The organism is Flavivirga jejuensis, assembly GCF_030540765.1.
In the GTDB taxonomy this organism is placed as follows: domain Bacteria; phylum Bacteroidota; class Bacteroidia; order Flavobacteriales; family Flavobacteriaceae; genus Flavivirga; species Flavivirga jejuensis.
This window is the reverse complement of sequence record NZ_JAUOEL010000006.1, coordinates 348,830-363,043: the sequence shown is the minus strand read 5'-3', so window position 1 is coordinate 363,043 and position 14,214 is coordinate 348,830. Positions and strand designations below refer to the sequence as shown.

Genomic DNA, 14,214 nt, shown 5'->3' with positions numbered 1-14,214 from the left:
ATTAGCATATATTAAATTAATATAAAATGATCAAAAAGCAAGTAATTTCTGTAGTTTGGATATAATCGACAAAGCGTAATTTTATTTGATTTTAAAATTATCATTTGTTAATTATTTTTAAAAGAAAAAAGTCACATTTGTTTAAAAATCGTTGAACTGTAGTGATGACTAAGAAGGGGATTAAAATAATGAAAAGCTCTTAGTTTTCATCAAAAATATCTAAAGATAAATATGTAAGAGGTCGTAACAAGTATATTAAAGAGAAGACTAAAAGGAATATATATTCTATAAAACAAAAAGTTAAAAAGTATAATTTGGATGAAATTCTTAAATAGCTAATTACAATTATTTGTCGATTATTGTCTCTAATTGTCTTTCAGACATAGTCTTTATAAGTTTTGTTGAGTAAAATTTAGAATCAAAAATAATTCCAGTCAAGTATTCTTTGTTTTTCTCTGGTTTTGATAATTCAAAATGAAGCACTTGATAATCTCCGCTGTCGCAATTTTCTGCCCATCCCTTAAATTTTTTAAACCTAGAATAGTGTCTCTGATCCGCGTCGTCACATAAATAAGTAATTAAGGACTCTGGGTTGGCTTTAATGAAGTTTGTTAATATGTGGCAAATAGTAGCTCCAATCTTAATGTCTTTTACTCTGGTACTATTAACACCGTTACGAATGGAATCAATGTCTATATTGTATATAGAACTAATAGATTTAAATGATTTTAGTCTGTTTTTAATAGGATGGAAAGATAGAGATACCCTGTAATTGTTGTCTGTCTCAAAAATAAAAAGAGGGTGATCTTCACCCTCAATTGTACTGTATTTATACATTTAGATTATTTAGCTACTTTGAATTCACCATTTTCTAATTTACGTCTTAATTCATTTTGTCGCACTTTTTTTTCTTCCAACATCTTATCAAAGAAATTAGCGACCTTATTACTTATTATTCTAGGTTTTTTATTCATAACTAACAGAATATTAGTGGGATTCATTCTTCTGTACAGTACAAATGTACAATAACTGTACCATTATTTGTAACAATAAGAACAACTATATTTCTATGGTTTTGGGTTGTGCTATAAATTTAATTTATAGTTAATGAATAAGTTATTGTTATATACTATTCATCAAGTTAGACGGTTTAACCTTCAATAAGTTACGATATATATATGAGAAAAAAAGTTTAATATTGGATAGTTTACTTAAGTAAATTATTAACCATTGGTTCTCAAATGTAACTAATATTAGTAAATAATCCTAGATATTAGTAGTTCGTAAGGTGCTCATACTTTTGGTTGTGTGCGTGATGACGCGGTATCACTCATTAGTTTCTTCCATGGTGTGATACACATTCTGTACATCATCGTCATCATCTAATTTTTCTAAAAGCTTTTCAACATCTGCAACTTGTTCTGCAGTAAGTTGCTTTGTTACTTGAGGAATGCGTTCAAAACCAGAAGATAAAATTTCTATTTCACGGGTTTCTAATTCAGCTTGAATGGCTCCGAAACTCTCAAAGGGGGCATAGATCAATATCCCGTCGTCGTCTGCAAAAACTTCTTCGGCACCAAAATCTATAAATTCCAGTTCAACTTCTTCGGGATCTAACCCTTCAGCATTGATTCTAAAATTACATGTATGGTCAAACATAAAAACGACCGAACCTGATGTTCCTAAACTACCGTCACATTTATTAAAATAGCTGCGTACATTGGCCACGGTTCGTGTATTATTATCGGTTGCTGTTTCAACTAAAACGGCAATACCATGAGGTGCATATCCTTCAAAAACAACTTCTTTATAATCGCCTTGGCTTTTATCACTTGCTTTTTTTATGGCACGTTCTACATTGTCTTTAGGCATGTTTACTGCCTTAGCATTTTGTATAACAGCTCTCAAACGGGAATTACTAGCAGGATCTGGACCTCCTTCTTTTACAGCCATAACAATATCTTTACCAATGCGAGTAAAGGCTTTGCTCATAGCAGACCAACGTTTCATCTTTCTTGCTTTTCTAAATTCGAAAGCTCTTCCCATAATACCGATATTTTATTTTTAGTTTCCTCGTAAAGAGGAAGTCTCATTAATTAGCAAATTTAAAAAAATCTACTAACCAAAATAATACTAATCTATTTAATTTTTAGAGTATATTGATTACTTACTGAACACTGAACACTGAACACTGAACACTGAACACTGAACACTGAACACTGAACACTGAATTACTCCTCATCTGGTTCAACAATTGCCTCAATAGCTTCTGCTAATTTGAAATCTCTGCTTGTTACACCATTTGCATCATGGGTTGATAGAGAAATAGTAAGTATATTGTATACATTAAACCAATTTGGATGATGGTTTAGAGCTTCACACTCGAAAGCAATTCTACTCATGGCACTAAAGCAATCTTTGAAATTTTCGAATTCAAATTCGGCATGTATCGCATCATCATAATATTCCCAATCTGGAAATTGTAATAATCGCTTTTCTATATCATCTTCTGAAAGTTTACTCATAATATTTAAATTTTTAATGAAATTATTACTTAGTCAAGTGTAATGTAACTATCGAAAATCAAATTTATGATTTTCAAACTAGTTTTCAATACAATTTTCTATCGAAAATTACTACGATAGATGTAATATACAGAGAACTATTGTCAGACATTTTTAGAACAGTGCTCATAAGTTATCTAAACACAAATCTTTATTTTTGGTTCTAAAAGTGAAGCGGTTTTGGTTGTTTTCACATTATACATAAATCAACTATAGTTTTAATTCTGATATTATTTGATGACTTACAAGTTGAAGGTGTTTAGGTAGTAAATTATATTTTGGTAATACGGCTAAGTATCTGTCGTCATTGGTTGTGTAAACGTTTTTGTATGTCACTTTGTTTTTGTATTCAAAAGAATCTACAATTTCTTTTATAAAATCGTCATGATGTACTAAATCACTGCTCCCCAGATGAAAAACCCCAGATTTATTTCTGTTGATAATGTAATGAATTTGTTGGGTAACTTTTAGATCGTTAGTTACATTTATTATTAAGTTGGGAAACACTTCTATCGGGATTTTCTCTTTTATGTTTTCGTGTATTTCAACCATTCTGGGAGATTGTGCTCCAAAAACCATAGGTAATCTTAAAATGGCTACTTGCTTTTTAGGCATGCGTAGTAGCATGTTTTCAATTTTAATTTTAAAATGGCCATAAATACTATTACTTAAAGTTTTATCGGTTTCGTAACTTGGGTATTTACTATAGGCATCAAAAACATTGGCAGAGGATAAAAAAATGAGTTTTATTTTCTTTGTAAATACGTATTCTGCTAAATGTTGATGTGCTACTAATTGCGCCGAAAAATCACCGCGAAGTGCAGAAATAACAATGGTCGGTTTTACTATGTTTAATATCTCATAGACATCATCTTCCTCAATATTGTATTGAAAGAGATGTTTGTTCTTTTCATGCTGTTTATTGGAAGTCCTGTAAGTTCCAAATGTTTTAAAGTAGGAGCAGAGTTCTTTATAAACAGAACCGCCTAAAAAACCACTGGCTCCTAATATTAAGATTCTATGTTTACTTTCTTTCGGCTGCCTTTTCATTTTTTTAATCTAAAAATTCCCTGACCAAAGGTAAGGATAGTCGGTTTCAAGAATTTTTTTATTAGAAAATACTTTTAGCCTTTATAGAAAGGGAGTTTTATTACCGTTGCCGAGATAGCCTTTTTACGTATTTGAATATTAATTTTACTGTTTACATCTGCAAAAACAGTAGGAACATAACCTAAGCCAATACCTTTGTTTAATGATGGAGACATGGTTCCTGAAGTGACCACTCCAATTTTGTTTCCGTTGCCATCAACGATGTCGTAACCATGTCTGGGAATACCGCGTTCATCTAATTCAAAAGCAATTAGTTTACGTTCTGCACCTTTTTCTTTTTGAGCTTTTAAATTTTCTGAGTTTGTAAAATCTTTAGTGAATTTTGTAATCCACCCTAAACCAGCTTCAATAGGAGAGGTGGTATCATCAATATCATTTCCATATAAGCAATAACCCATTTCTAAGCGCAAGGTGTCACGAGCGGCAAGACCAATAGGTTTGATGCCATAATCTGCACCTGCTTTAAATACGTTATCCCATATTTGCTTTACTTCACTGTTCTTGCAATAAATTTCAAAACCACCGCTTCCTGTATATCCTGTGGCCGATATAATAACATGTTCAACACCTGCAAAATCACCTACTACAAAATTGTAGAATTTTATAGTTGATAAATCATGACTGGTAAGGGATTGCATTGCTTCAATTGCTTTTGGACCTTGAATGGCAAGCAATGCGTAGTCTTCACTTAAATTACGCATGGTAGCACCATCATCATTTTTAGATGCGATCCAGTTCCAATCTTTTTCAATATTACTGGCATTAACAACCAATAAATAGGTGTCTTCTTTTATTTTATATATAATTAAATCGTCTACAATACCACCATCGTCATTTGGTAAGCAGCTGTATTGGGCTTTACCAATGGTTAATTTAGAAGTGTCATTGCTAGAAACTTTTTGTATTAAGCTTAGAGCATGTTCACCTTCAATTAAAAACTCCCCCATATGAGATACATCAAACACGCCAACAGCTTGTCTTACAGTTTCGTGTTCTATGTTAATACCTTCGTATTGTACAGGCATATTGTAGCCAGCAAAAGGCACCATTTTAGCTCCAAGAGCTTCGTGAGTTGATGTTAATGCAGTGTTTTTCATTGTTGTTTATTAATAATTAAATTTTGTAGCGCAAAACTACACAAATTCGTAATATTCTTATTAAAAAAGTTTTATTAAAAAATGAAACATCAAATTGTTGAAAATAAACCCTTTGTATATTAAGTGGTTGATGATTTTTGTGAAGTGATGAATGGTTGCTTTTGAAAGTTTTGAATAAAAACTTAATATGTTTGTTAGGTTAATTTTTTTAAGGAATGTATTTTGCCTGTGTTCTTTAGGTAACTCTTTGAGTTTCTAAAAATTTTTGACACGAACTTACAGGAACTAAGTTTTTACCGTGTTTATTATTTAAATTTTGGTATGTCAGGAAGCAGATTTCCAGTTTATAGTGTTACATGTATAAATCAAATATTTTCATGAGACGTCGTTGTGTTTGGTTAAATTTTGAAGCATTCCTTTGAAAATAAATCCATGAAAAGGAAGTACTGCATACCAATATAATCTTCCAATTAAGCCCAAAGGTCTAAAGGTAGCAGTTTGTATTAATTTGTTATCAACGATTCTAAATTCCAGCCAAGCTTCCCCAGGTAATTTCATTTCAGCAAATAGCAGTAAACGCCCCTCATTTTTATCGGCATACAAAACTCTCCAAAAATCTAAGGCATCTCCTGCATTTAGTGTGTTTTCAGAAGTACGCCCTCTTCTTAAACCGACTCCTCCTGCCAATTTATCTAGAAAGCCTCTAAATCGCCAAAGCCAGTTTCCAACATACCACCCGTTTTCACCGCCAATACGCCATATTTTGTCAATACAAGCATCTCGATCGGAGTAAATATTTTTTTTTATGTCTTTAAAACATCCAAAAGATGGAACTTGAATGAACTCTGATATATTAAAGCTGGAATCACTACTTATAAAGGCATCTTTCCAGCTAGAAACGACTTCATTTCTTTCAATTTTACTAAAAGCCCTTTCAATTGCTGTTTGGTAGTTTATTGGTTCTATATCTAATATTTTGTTGATTTCATCATTTCGGCATATAACTTCTATTTTCATACTATTTACTAATGCAATAGCAAGTTTATAAGAAGTTGATGTTACAAAATACAACCAGTATGAAGATAGTTTGGGCGTCATAACAGGAACAATAAAAATAATGCGTTTTAAGTTTCTTTTTTGGCCTAATTTTAAAAGCATATCCTTGTAAGACAATATATCGGAACCTCCAATATCAAAATCTTTATTAAATGTCTTTGGATTAAAAATTGTTTTGGAAAGGAATTTAATAACATCTGATATACCTATAGGCTGACATCTAGTCTTTAACCATTTAGGTGTAATCATAATAGGAAGTTTTTCTACTAAATCTCTCATTATTTCAAAGGAAGCACTTCCTGATCCAATAATGATACCTGCTCTTAAAGTTGTTAAATTATAGTTGCCCTTGCTAAGTTCTATTTCTACATTTTTTCTGGAAGTTAGATGCTTAGACAACGCAGATTCATTTACTATACCACTTAAGTATACAACATGTTGTACGCTGGTTTGATTGATTGCATTTCTGAAATTAATAGCAGATTCTTGTTCTAATGATTGATAATCGGAAGATGCAGACATAGAATGTACTAAATAATAGGCTCCATCTATATCTTTTGGAATATTTTCTAACGAAGTTTTATCTAGCAGGTCTGCTTGAACTATTATTATTTTTGATTTAAGTGATTCTGGGGGCGTAAACCTTTTAAGATCTCTAACACAACAGATCACTTCATGACCACTTTCTACCAAAACAGGGAGAAGTCGTTTTCCAATATATCCAGATGCTCCTGTTAGTAGTAATCTCATTTTGATAATTTAGTTAAGATATTCACTAACGGTCTATGAAAAGTAGGTTGGTTGATAAACATCTACTTTTCAAACTAATTCCAAAAACAAAACTGAAACAAGTTTCTTAACCTTATTTTTTATTCGGTTTAAGATTTGTCAATTCTTGCACAAACCCAAGTCGCTTCAGCAATAGGTTCGTTTTGTGCATATGCTATTCCTGTTTGTTTTATCAATCTATTGCTTACCCGAATATTCTTGATTATATATTTGATTTCCTCGCTATAAGTTACTCCTTTTAAAAATTGCACATTTTCCATACTGACTAATCCAAAAAAGCCTTCTGCGAGTTTCGCTTTTTTAACACCAGCACCTCCACATTGCGCCATAGATTCAATTAGTATCATTCCAGGAATAAAATCATAATTAGGAAAACTCCCTGTTAGCATTCTGTCATTTGACTTTTCAAAACTTTTTAGTCCGATGACTTCTTTTTCATTCGCAGTTATAATTTTGTCTACGAACAAAAAAGGGAATCTATGTGGTATTAGTTTTTCTATTTCGGTTTTCATTTTATTAGGTTTTTCAAAATGAGGCATAATTATTATATAAACACAATGATGTTATTTTTAATAACGTTATTTACAAATGTAGGGTGTTTTTTATAAAAAAAGTTGACTAATTATTTTAAGATGTCATCTTTTCGATTCAAATTCTATAAATTATTGATACTTTTTTTTGAACTCCAAAGGCGTCATAAGCGTTTTCGATTTAAATACTTTAGAAAAATAACCATAGTCCTGAAATCCTAATATCTCCGAAATAACAGATAAAGAATTGTTTGAATGAACGATTAAACGTTTAGATTCTAATATTACACGTTCGGTAATTAAATCGGTTGTTGTTTTACCTAAAGTTGCTTTTGCTATTCTATTTAAATGTTTGGGAGTGATGTTTAGTTGGTTTGCGTAAAATTTTGCCAATTTTTCTGTTCTGTAATGTGTGTCAAGTACAGTTTCTAAAGATCTTAATGTTCTAATATAAGTGAGAGATGTTGTGTTTTTTATAGATTTATGTGTGCTATATAACCTGGATAGGTCTATGTAGGTTGTGTTGATAAGGCTTGCTATTTTTTGTTTTTTATAGGGGAGATTTTTATAATATTCATCATTGATATCTTTAAATTTAGATTCTAAAGTCTTAATTTTATTAGACTCTAAATGAAGTGTTGGTGTATTTTTAAGTGAATAATAATATGGGAATTGTTCAAGTTTACTTTTTGAAAAGTGAAGTTCATAAAAATCTTGTGTATGAAAAAAAATGAACCCTTCTGGAATGTCATCGAATTTCCAATAATGGGTTTGTCCTGGTCTTAAAAAAAATACAGAACCTGCTTTTATAATGTAGGTATTAAAATCTATTTCATGAATTCCAGAGCCTTTAGAAAATAAAACACAAAGAAAGAAATCATGACGATGGGGTTTCTCAAAAAAGCTTTTATTCTTATCTAAATGATTCCTTAAATCATTGCTATAAAAATCGGATAGAGGAACGTCTTGTTCAAATTGCTGAATATTTAAAACTGGAATACCGTTCATAAAGTATGAATTATGTCTTAAAAGTACAAAAAAAGGCGCATTATTTATGAGTGTTCTTTTTTGATAGCATATTAATTTTGAAAAATGATTTTCAATTGTATAAAATGAAGTTAATTTCAATTTTAAGAGGTAGATGTCCCCAGTGTAAAAAGAACAATATTTTTAATTTTAAAGGTAATTTGTTATTATTTAAAATGCCACAAATGCATGATAGGTGTGATAATTGCGATTTTAAATTTGAAAAAGAGCCTGGTTTTTTCTTTGGAGCTATGTTTGTGAGTTATGCGCTTGCAGTAGCCGAGTTTATAGGTGTTTTTATAACGTGTTATTTTATTATTGGGCTATCGCTTTTAACTTCTTTTTTTTGTATTATAGTGGCGGCTATTTTGTTTAGTACGATTAATTTTAGATTGTCGCGAATTATTTGGATCTACCTTTTTTCTAATACAGAATAAAGGAGTAGACATAAGACCGCTTTGTTGTTAGAATCTAGAACAAAGACTTGTTTTTAGATAGCTTGGGCATTATATTCATAATTTATACGAGCAGTTTTACAGGAGGTTTAACAATGATTCCTTGTACCTCCATCTTAAATTTCTATGTATTATTTTTACTTTAGCAAAAAAATAATAAATGGGACCACTCGTACATCATGTTTTTTTCTGGCTTAAAAATCCAGATTCTTTAGAGGACAAACAATTACTTATTAATGGTATTAAAACTTTGAAAACCATTGAGCAAGTTGAAGATATTCATATTGGAATTCCAGCTTCTACTGAAAATAGAGATGTTGTAGATAACAGTTATTCCGTTACCGAAATGTTAATCTTTGCAAATGAAGCAGACGAAGCTACTTACCAAAACCATCCAATTCATTTAGATTTCGTGAAAAACCACCAGCATTTATGGGATAAGGTTTTGGTATATGACAGTAGGAGTGTGCTGTGAACTTTAACTAATATTTGACATTCACTTCAAGTAGTGCATTTCGCTTCTAAAAATTTTGACGCGAATTCGCACTAATTTAGTTTTACTATATATTTCACGAAGCAGACTTTTCAGTCTGCCAAAACGAACCTATGGATTTCCAGTCTATAGGAATGGGTTAGTTCAATAAGAAAGCTTTCAAATCTTCATAAGTAGAAATTTCTACGGACACTTTTTCTTTACCCATTACCGATTGAATCTGTTCTGGCAAAGGCTGTTCTTCTTTAATCACTTCTTCAACCACATCTAAAAACTTGGTTGGATGTGCTGTTTCTAAAAAGACGCAGTGTGCCTTAGGGTTTTCTTTTAAATACGCTTTAGATCCTAAATAACCAACAGCTCCGTGTGGATCTGCTACATAGTTATATTTGGTATAGATTTCTTTCATGGCTTCTCTGGTGTCATCGTCAGAGAAACTATAAGAAGATATATTGTCTTTTAATGTTTCAAATTTGTTTTTATAAATCTCCTGAATACGGATAAAGTTACTAGGGTCTCCAACATCCATAGCATTGCTAATCGTTTGTACTGATGGTTTAGGAGTGTATAAATGTGTTTTTAAGTATTCAGTCACCACATTGTTTTCATTATTTGAAGCAATAAAGTGATTAATAGGCAACCCTAATTGTTGTGCCATCATACCTGCACATACATTCCCGAAATTTCCGCTTGGTACAGAAAATACGATATCATCGTACTTTTTATGCAATTGCTTGTATGCAAACATAAAATAGAACAATTGCGGTAACCAACGTGCTACATTTATGGAGTTAGCAGAGGTTAATTGCATCTTACTTGTTAAAGTGTCGTCTAAAAAAGCAGTTTTCACCATGGCTTGACAATCGTCAAACGTACCATTAACTTCTAAGGCTTTAATGTTCTGCCCAAGTGTCGTTAATTGTTTTTCTTGAATATCGCTCACTTTTCCGCTAGGGTAGAGGATTACTACATTTACGCCTTTAACACCTAAAAAACCATTCGCTACAGCGCCACCAGTATCGCCAGAGGTTGCTACTAAAACGGTAACCTCATTGGTGTTGTCTTTATTGAAATACGCTAAACAACGCGCCATAAAACGGGCACCGACATCTTTAAATGCCATAGTGGGACCATGAAATAACTCTAAAGTAGATATATGTTCACTTAATTGGACTACAGGGAACTCAAAAGACAGTGTTTCTTCAACAATCGTTTTTAAAACAGCTTCAGGAATCTCTGGAGATACAAATTGTTTAATCGCTTGTAATGCTATTTCGGTATGCGATAATTGATCTATATTCTTAAAAAAATCATCACTTAAAGGCGTTATACTTTTTGGGAAATACAATCCTTTATCTGGTGCTAATCCTTTTATAACAGCATCTTTAAAAGATGTGTTTGCTGCTTGTTTGTTTAGAGAGTAATAGTTCATTGTTCTATTATTTCTGCTTTTGCAGGAATCTGTTTATTAGTAATTTTATTTTTATAATGTCATTTTTGTCTCATCACTTAAAAAAGGAGTGATTCGCAATGACGATCAATTTACAATATTTTTATGCCTTCTGTATTAATTTTTGTTACGTGAATTTCGAATGCTATTCCCGTTTTAGAATATACTTTTTCTAAGGCATCTTGTACTTTGTTAGCGTTTTCTAATCCTTTGCTTAATGTAAAAATAGAAGGTCCAGAACCAGATATACCAGCACCTAAAGCGCCGTGTTGTAATGCCGCTTTTTTAGCTTCTTTATAATGAGGAATTAGTTTGCTTCTATGTGGTTCTACAATAACATCGTGTAGCGATCTTTGTAATAACTCATAATCACTTGTATGTAGGCTATGGATTAAACTTCCAAAATTAGACCATTGTGTAATAGCATCTTGCAGGGGGATTTCTTTAGGAAGTATCGCTCTGGATTCAGATGTTTTAATTTCTATTTGTGGATGAATAATAGTCGCATATAAATTTTTTGGTGATGGAATTTCTAAAATCTCTAATGGTGAGATGCTTTTTACCAATGTAAAACCACCAAAAAGAGCTGGCGCCAAGTTATCGGCATGCTCACATTTACTAGCTAAAGCTTCTCCTTTAATAGCAAACTGCGTTAGTTCGGTTTGGTTATAAGGTTTGCCTAAAAGTTCATTCATTCCAAAAACACTACCAACAGCACTTGCGGCACTACTGCCAATGCCACTACCAGGCTTTATATTCTTGTAAATTTCAATTTCGAAACCACAATCTGGTTTAGCGGCTTCATACATCGCCAAAGCTGAAACACCTGCAACATTCAGTTCTGCTTCAAATGGCAAGTCGAAACCTTCAATTTTAGTAATATGAATGCCTTTTTTATCGGTTTTTCTAATAACCATCTCATCACCAATACTATCTAAGCAGAACCCTAAAACATCAAATCCACAGGCTACATTAGCAACAGTTGCGGGTGAAAATATTTTTATTTCGTTTTTCATATATAGAAAAAAGAAAATAACGAAAAGAAAATAGTCCTCAATTACTAAGTTTTATTCTCTTTTCTTTATTCTCTTGTCTTTTTTAATTAATCATTTCCTATTCTAATAATATCTGCAAATAACCCAGAAGCCGTTACTTCGGCACCAGCCCCAGCACCTTTAATAATCATAGGTTGTTTTGGGTAGCGTTCTGTGTAGAACATAACGATATTGTCACTACCTTCAAGATTATAGAATGGATGTCCTGCTGGTATTTCCTGTAAGCCAACACTTGCTTTGCCATCATTTAGCTGTGCTACATATTTTAATTGACAGTTTTTCGCTTTCGCGGAAGCATATATGCTTTGATAATGGCTTTCGTCATCAATTAATGTTTGGTAAAAATCATCGACAGAATCACTTTTTAATCCTGATTCTGATAAGAAAGGGGTGTTTGAAATGTCTTCTAAATTCATCTCCATACCACTTTCACGAGCTAGGATTAATATTTTTCTAGCCACATCCACACCACTTAAATCTATTCTTGGGTCTGGTTCTGTATAACCTTCTGCTGCGGCTTGTTTAACAACATCATAATACTTCGTAGTATCGTTAAAATTGTTAAATACAAAATTTAAACTTCCAGATAATACGGCTTGGATGGATGTGATTTTATCGCCTGAAGCAATTAAGTTATTAAGTGTGTCAATAATTGGTAAACCTGCACCTACATTGGTTTCGAATAAATATGACGCGTTATATTTAAGCGATAAACGTTTTAATAAACTGTAGTTTTCATAATCACTTGAGCATGCAATTTTATTACAAGCAACAACACCAATACTTTGACGTAAATAATTGGCATATAAATTAGCAACATCTTTATTTGCTGTTACATCAACAAAAATACTGTTGCGTAAATTAAGTGATTTGGTTTTTTCGAAAAAGCCTTCTAATGTTGCTTTTTCTCCCGATGCTAGTTGATCTTTCCAGTTTTTTAAATCGAGACCACTTTCATTAAAAATCATCATTCTAGAATTTGATAATCCTGCAACGCGTAAATTGATTTTTAAGTTTTCTTTTAAATAGGTGTTTTGCTGCTTTATTTGCTCCACCAGTTTTTCTCCAACATTTCCAACTCCAGTAATAAATACATTTAGTTGTTTTGTTTTAGTTTCAAAAAATTGCTCGTGTAAAGTGTTTAAAGCTTTTTTTACATCGTTTTCTGATATGACTGCAGAAATATTCTTCTCTGAAGCTCCTTGAGCAATGGCGCGGATGTTAATATTATTTTTTCCTAAAGTACTAAACATTTTACCGCTAATCCCTTGGTGATTTTTCATGTTATCACCAACTAAAGCAATAATAGAAAGATCCGTTTCAACAATTATGGGATTTATTTTATTTAAAGCAATTTCGTTTTCAAAAACAGTGTCAATAGCTTGTTTTGCTAAATCGGCATCTTTTGCTTCAATCCCTAAACAAATAGAATGTTCAGACGATGCCTGAGTAATCAAGATAATATTGATTTTTTCCTGAGATAAGGTTTCGAATAAACGTTTGGAAAACCCAGGAATACCAATCATACCACTACCTTCCAACGTTAATAAAGCAATATTTCCTATATTACTAATACCTTTTACGGGTAATACAGAGTTGGTTTCATCATTAGAAATTACAGTTCCAACTGCATCTGGCTCTAGTGTGTTTTTAATGTGAATAGGAATTTGTAGGTCTAATACAGGTTGTACTGTTGGAGGGTACAATACTTTGGCACCAAAATGAGACAATTCCATAGCCTCTTGGTATGATATTTTGTCGATAGGGTAGGCTTGTTTTACCAATTTTGGATTGGTAGTATACATGCCGCTTACATCGGTCCAAATTTCTAACTGATCTACTTTTAATGCCGCAGCAACAATGGCAGCAGTAAAATCGGAACCACCACGACCTAAAGTTGTTTGTTCTCCTGTTAAAGATTTTGAAACAAACCCAGGGAGTATCGTAATTTGTTGCGTTGCTGTTTTAAAATAGTCCGCGATATTTTTATTAGTAAGACTATAGTCAATTTCGGCTTTAGTGAAATTTGAATTTGTTATAATTAATTCTTGAGAATTTTTACGATCTACAGACAAACTACGATTTTTCATAGTTTCAGAAATAATATATGATGATAGCAACTCACCAAAACTCACTAATTTATCTGATGTTTTTGGAGATAACTCATTTATTAAATAAATACCATCTAGCAAATTTTTTAACTCAGCTAATCTGGTTTCTACATATTCTATAATTGAATTAGCATGGTTTGGATTTAACTCATTTATAATATTTAAATGAGTGTCTTTAATAGTTTCGAACGTTTCTTTAAAACGAGTGTCCTTATTTTGAGCCTGTTTACCAGCTAAAAGTAGTTTGTCTGTAATGCCGCCAACTGCAGATACTACACATGTAATGGTATCTTTTTGTGAGTACCTTGTTAAAATATCTATGACGTTATTTATGTTTTTTGCAGAACCTACCGAAGTTCCGCCAAATTTTAAAACTTTCATTTTTTAATGAATTGATAATTTAAAAAAATATTTTTGATGTTGTAATTATAGAAATTACAAAAATAGCCCGAAGAATATGTAGTTAGCAACCCCAAAG

Annotated in this window: 14 protein-coding genes; 2 read left to right on the top strand and 12 right to left on the bottom strand. The window is 32.0% G+C overall.

The genetic code is table 11. The annotated features are described in order from the left end of the window. Positions 1–345: 345 nt before the first annotated feature. From Q4Q40_RS17680 to Q4Q40_RS17640, 9 genes are all read right to left on the bottom strand, one after another. Positions 346–837 (bottom strand): DUF6169 family protein, encoded by a 492-nt coding sequence (locus Q4Q40_RS17680; protein WP_303303283.1) that lies wholly within the window; start codon positions 835–837, stop codon positions 346–348. A 5-nt stretch (positions 838–842) separates the two neighbouring features. Continuing rightward, positions 843–974, bottom strand: a complete 132-nt coding sequence (locus tag Q4Q40_RS17675; protein WP_303303282.1) for a hypothetical protein — start codon at positions 972–974, stop codon at positions 843–845. A 352-nt stretch (positions 975–1,326) separates the two neighbouring features. Further along, the gene (locus tag Q4Q40_RS17670) at positions 1,327–2,046 is read right to left on the bottom strand and encodes a YebC/PmpR family DNA-binding transcriptional regulator (RefSeq protein ID WP_303303280.1); all 720 of its coding nucleotides are present in this window, start codon (positions 2,044–2,046) and stop codon (positions 1,327–1,329) included. 185 nt (positions 2,047–2,231) lie between these two features. Beyond that, positions 2,232–2,525, bottom strand: a complete 294-nt coding sequence (locus Q4Q40_RS17665; protein WP_303303279.1) for a 4a-hydroxytetrahydrobiopterin dehydratase — start codon at positions 2,523–2,525, stop codon at positions 2,232–2,234. A gap of 249 nt (positions 2,526–2,774) precedes the next feature. Then, entirely contained in the window at positions 2,775–3,614 is an 840-nt protein-coding gene (locus Q4Q40_RS17660) for a sugar nucleotide-binding protein (protein ID WP_303303278.1), read from the bottom strand. Between the two features lie 74 nt (positions 3,615–3,688). After that, positions 3,689–4,771, bottom strand: a complete 1,083-nt coding sequence (gene gcvT / locus Q4Q40_RS17655; RefSeq protein WP_303303277.1) for a glycine cleavage system aminomethyltransferase GcvT — start codon at positions 4,769–4,771, stop codon at positions 3,689–3,691. Between the two features lie 375 nt (positions 4,772–5,146). Continuing rightward, a complete protein-coding gene (locus Q4Q40_RS17650) occupies positions 5,147–6,577 on the bottom strand; it encodes an SDR family oxidoreductase (RefSeq protein WP_303303276.1) in 1,431 nt (476 codons plus the stop codon). A 128-nt stretch (positions 6,578–6,705) separates the two neighbouring features. Next, entirely contained in the window at positions 6,706–7,128 is a 423-nt protein-coding gene (locus tag Q4Q40_RS17645; protein ID WP_303303275.1) for a 3-hydroxyacyl-ACP dehydratase FabZ family protein, read from the bottom strand. Between the two features lie 150 nt (positions 7,129–7,278). Then, positions 7,279–8,274: an AraC family transcriptional regulator gene (locus tag Q4Q40_RS17640; RefSeq protein ID WP_303303274.1), complete on the bottom strand. Its 996-nt coding sequence runs from the start codon at positions 8,272–8,274 to the stop codon at positions 7,279–7,281. A gap of 83 nt (positions 8,275–8,357) precedes the next feature. On the opposite strand from Q4Q40_RS17640, the gene Q4Q40_RS17635 reads away from it, so the two are divergent. Together Q4Q40_RS17635 and Q4Q40_RS17630 are read left to right on the top strand one after the other, a co-directional pair. Further along, positions 8,358–8,609 carry a DUF983 domain-containing protein gene (locus Q4Q40_RS17635; RefSeq protein WP_303303273.1) on the top strand — a complete coding sequence of 84 codons (252 nt, stop codon included), beginning with the start codon at positions 8,358–8,360 and terminating at the stop codon, positions 8,607–8,609. A gap of 178 nt (positions 8,610–8,787) precedes the next feature. After that, positions 8,788–9,102 (top strand): Dabb family protein, encoded by a 315-nt coding sequence (locus Q4Q40_RS17630; RefSeq protein ID WP_303303272.1) that lies wholly within the window; start codon positions 8,788–8,790, stop codon positions 9,100–9,102. A gap of 157 nt (positions 9,103–9,259) precedes the next feature. Here the strand turns inward: Q4Q40_RS17630 and thrC are convergent, their stop codons facing one another. The 3 genes from thrC to thrA all read right to left on the bottom strand — a co-directional run bounded on the left by thrC (position 9,260) and on the right by thrA (position 14,117). Beyond that, entirely contained in the window at positions 9,260–10,552 is a 1,293-nt protein-coding gene (gene thrC / locus Q4Q40_RS17625) for a threonine synthase (protein WP_303303271.1), read from the bottom strand. Positions 10,553–10,662: 110 nt separating this feature from the next. Then, complete coding sequence (locus Q4Q40_RS17620; RefSeq protein ID WP_303303270.1) at positions 10,663–11,586, bottom strand: homoserine kinase; 924 nt, start codon at positions 11,584–11,586, stop codon at positions 10,663–10,665. A gap of 86 nt (positions 11,587–11,672) precedes the next feature. Beyond that, the gene (gene thrA / locus Q4Q40_RS17615; RefSeq protein ID WP_303303269.1) at positions 11,673–14,117 is read right to left on the bottom strand and encodes a bifunctional aspartate kinase/homoserine dehydrogenase I; all 2,445 of its coding nucleotides are present in this window, start codon (positions 14,115–14,117) and stop codon (positions 11,673–11,675) included. Between the last annotated feature and the right edge of the window lie 97 nt (positions 14,118–14,214).

Bases quoted from the DNA above. Each gene is read 5' to 3' on its own strand.
- Q4Q40_RS17630 (WP_303303272.1), top strand. From the start codon at position 8,788: ATGGGACCACTCGTACATCATGTTTTTTTCTGGCTTAAAAATCCAGAT.
- Q4Q40_RS17645 (WP_303303275.1), bottom strand. From the start codon at position 7,128: ATGAAAACCGAAATAGAAAAACTAATACCACATAGATTCCCTTTTTTG.
- Q4Q40_RS17635 (WP_303303273.1), top strand. From the start codon at position 8,358: ATGCATGATAGGTGTGATAATTGCGATTTTAAATTTGAAAAAGAGCCT.
- Q4Q40_RS17665 (WP_303303279.1), bottom strand. From the start codon at position 2,525: ATGAGTAAACTTTCAGAAGATGATATAGAAAAGCGATTATTACAATTT.
- gcvT (WP_303303277.1), bottom strand. From the start codon at position 4,771: ATGAAAAACACTGCATTAACATCAACTCACGAAGCTCTTGGAGCTAAA.
- Q4Q40_RS17660 (WP_303303278.1), bottom strand. From the start codon at position 3,614: ATGAAAAGGCAGCCGAAAGAAAGTAAACATAGAATCTTAATATTAGGA.
- Q4Q40_RS17670 (WP_303303280.1), bottom strand. From the start codon at position 2,046: ATGGGAAGAGCTTTCGAATTTAGAAAAGCAAGAAAGATGAAACGTTGG.
- Q4Q40_RS17675 (WP_303303282.1), bottom strand. From the start codon at position 974: ATGAATAAAAAACCTAGAATAATAAGTAATAAGGTCGCTAATTTCTTT.
- Q4Q40_RS17680 (WP_303303283.1), bottom strand. From the start codon at position 837: ATGTATAAATACAGTACAATTGAGGGTGAAGATCACCCTCTTTTTATT.
- Q4Q40_RS17650 (WP_303303276.1), bottom strand. From the start codon at position 6,577: ATGAGATTACTACTAACAGGAGCATCTGGATATATTGGAAAACGACTT.
- Q4Q40_RS17620 (WP_303303270.1), bottom strand. From the start codon at position 11,586: ATGAAAAACGAAATAAAAATATTTTCACCCGCAACTGTTGCTAATGTA.
- thrC (WP_303303271.1), bottom strand. From the start codon at position 10,552: ATGAACTATTACTCTCTAAACAAACAAGCAGCAAACACATCTTTTAAA.
- thrA (WP_303303269.1), bottom strand. From the start codon at position 14,117: ATGAAAGTTTTAAAATTTGGCGGAACTTCGGTAGGTTCTGCAAAAAAC.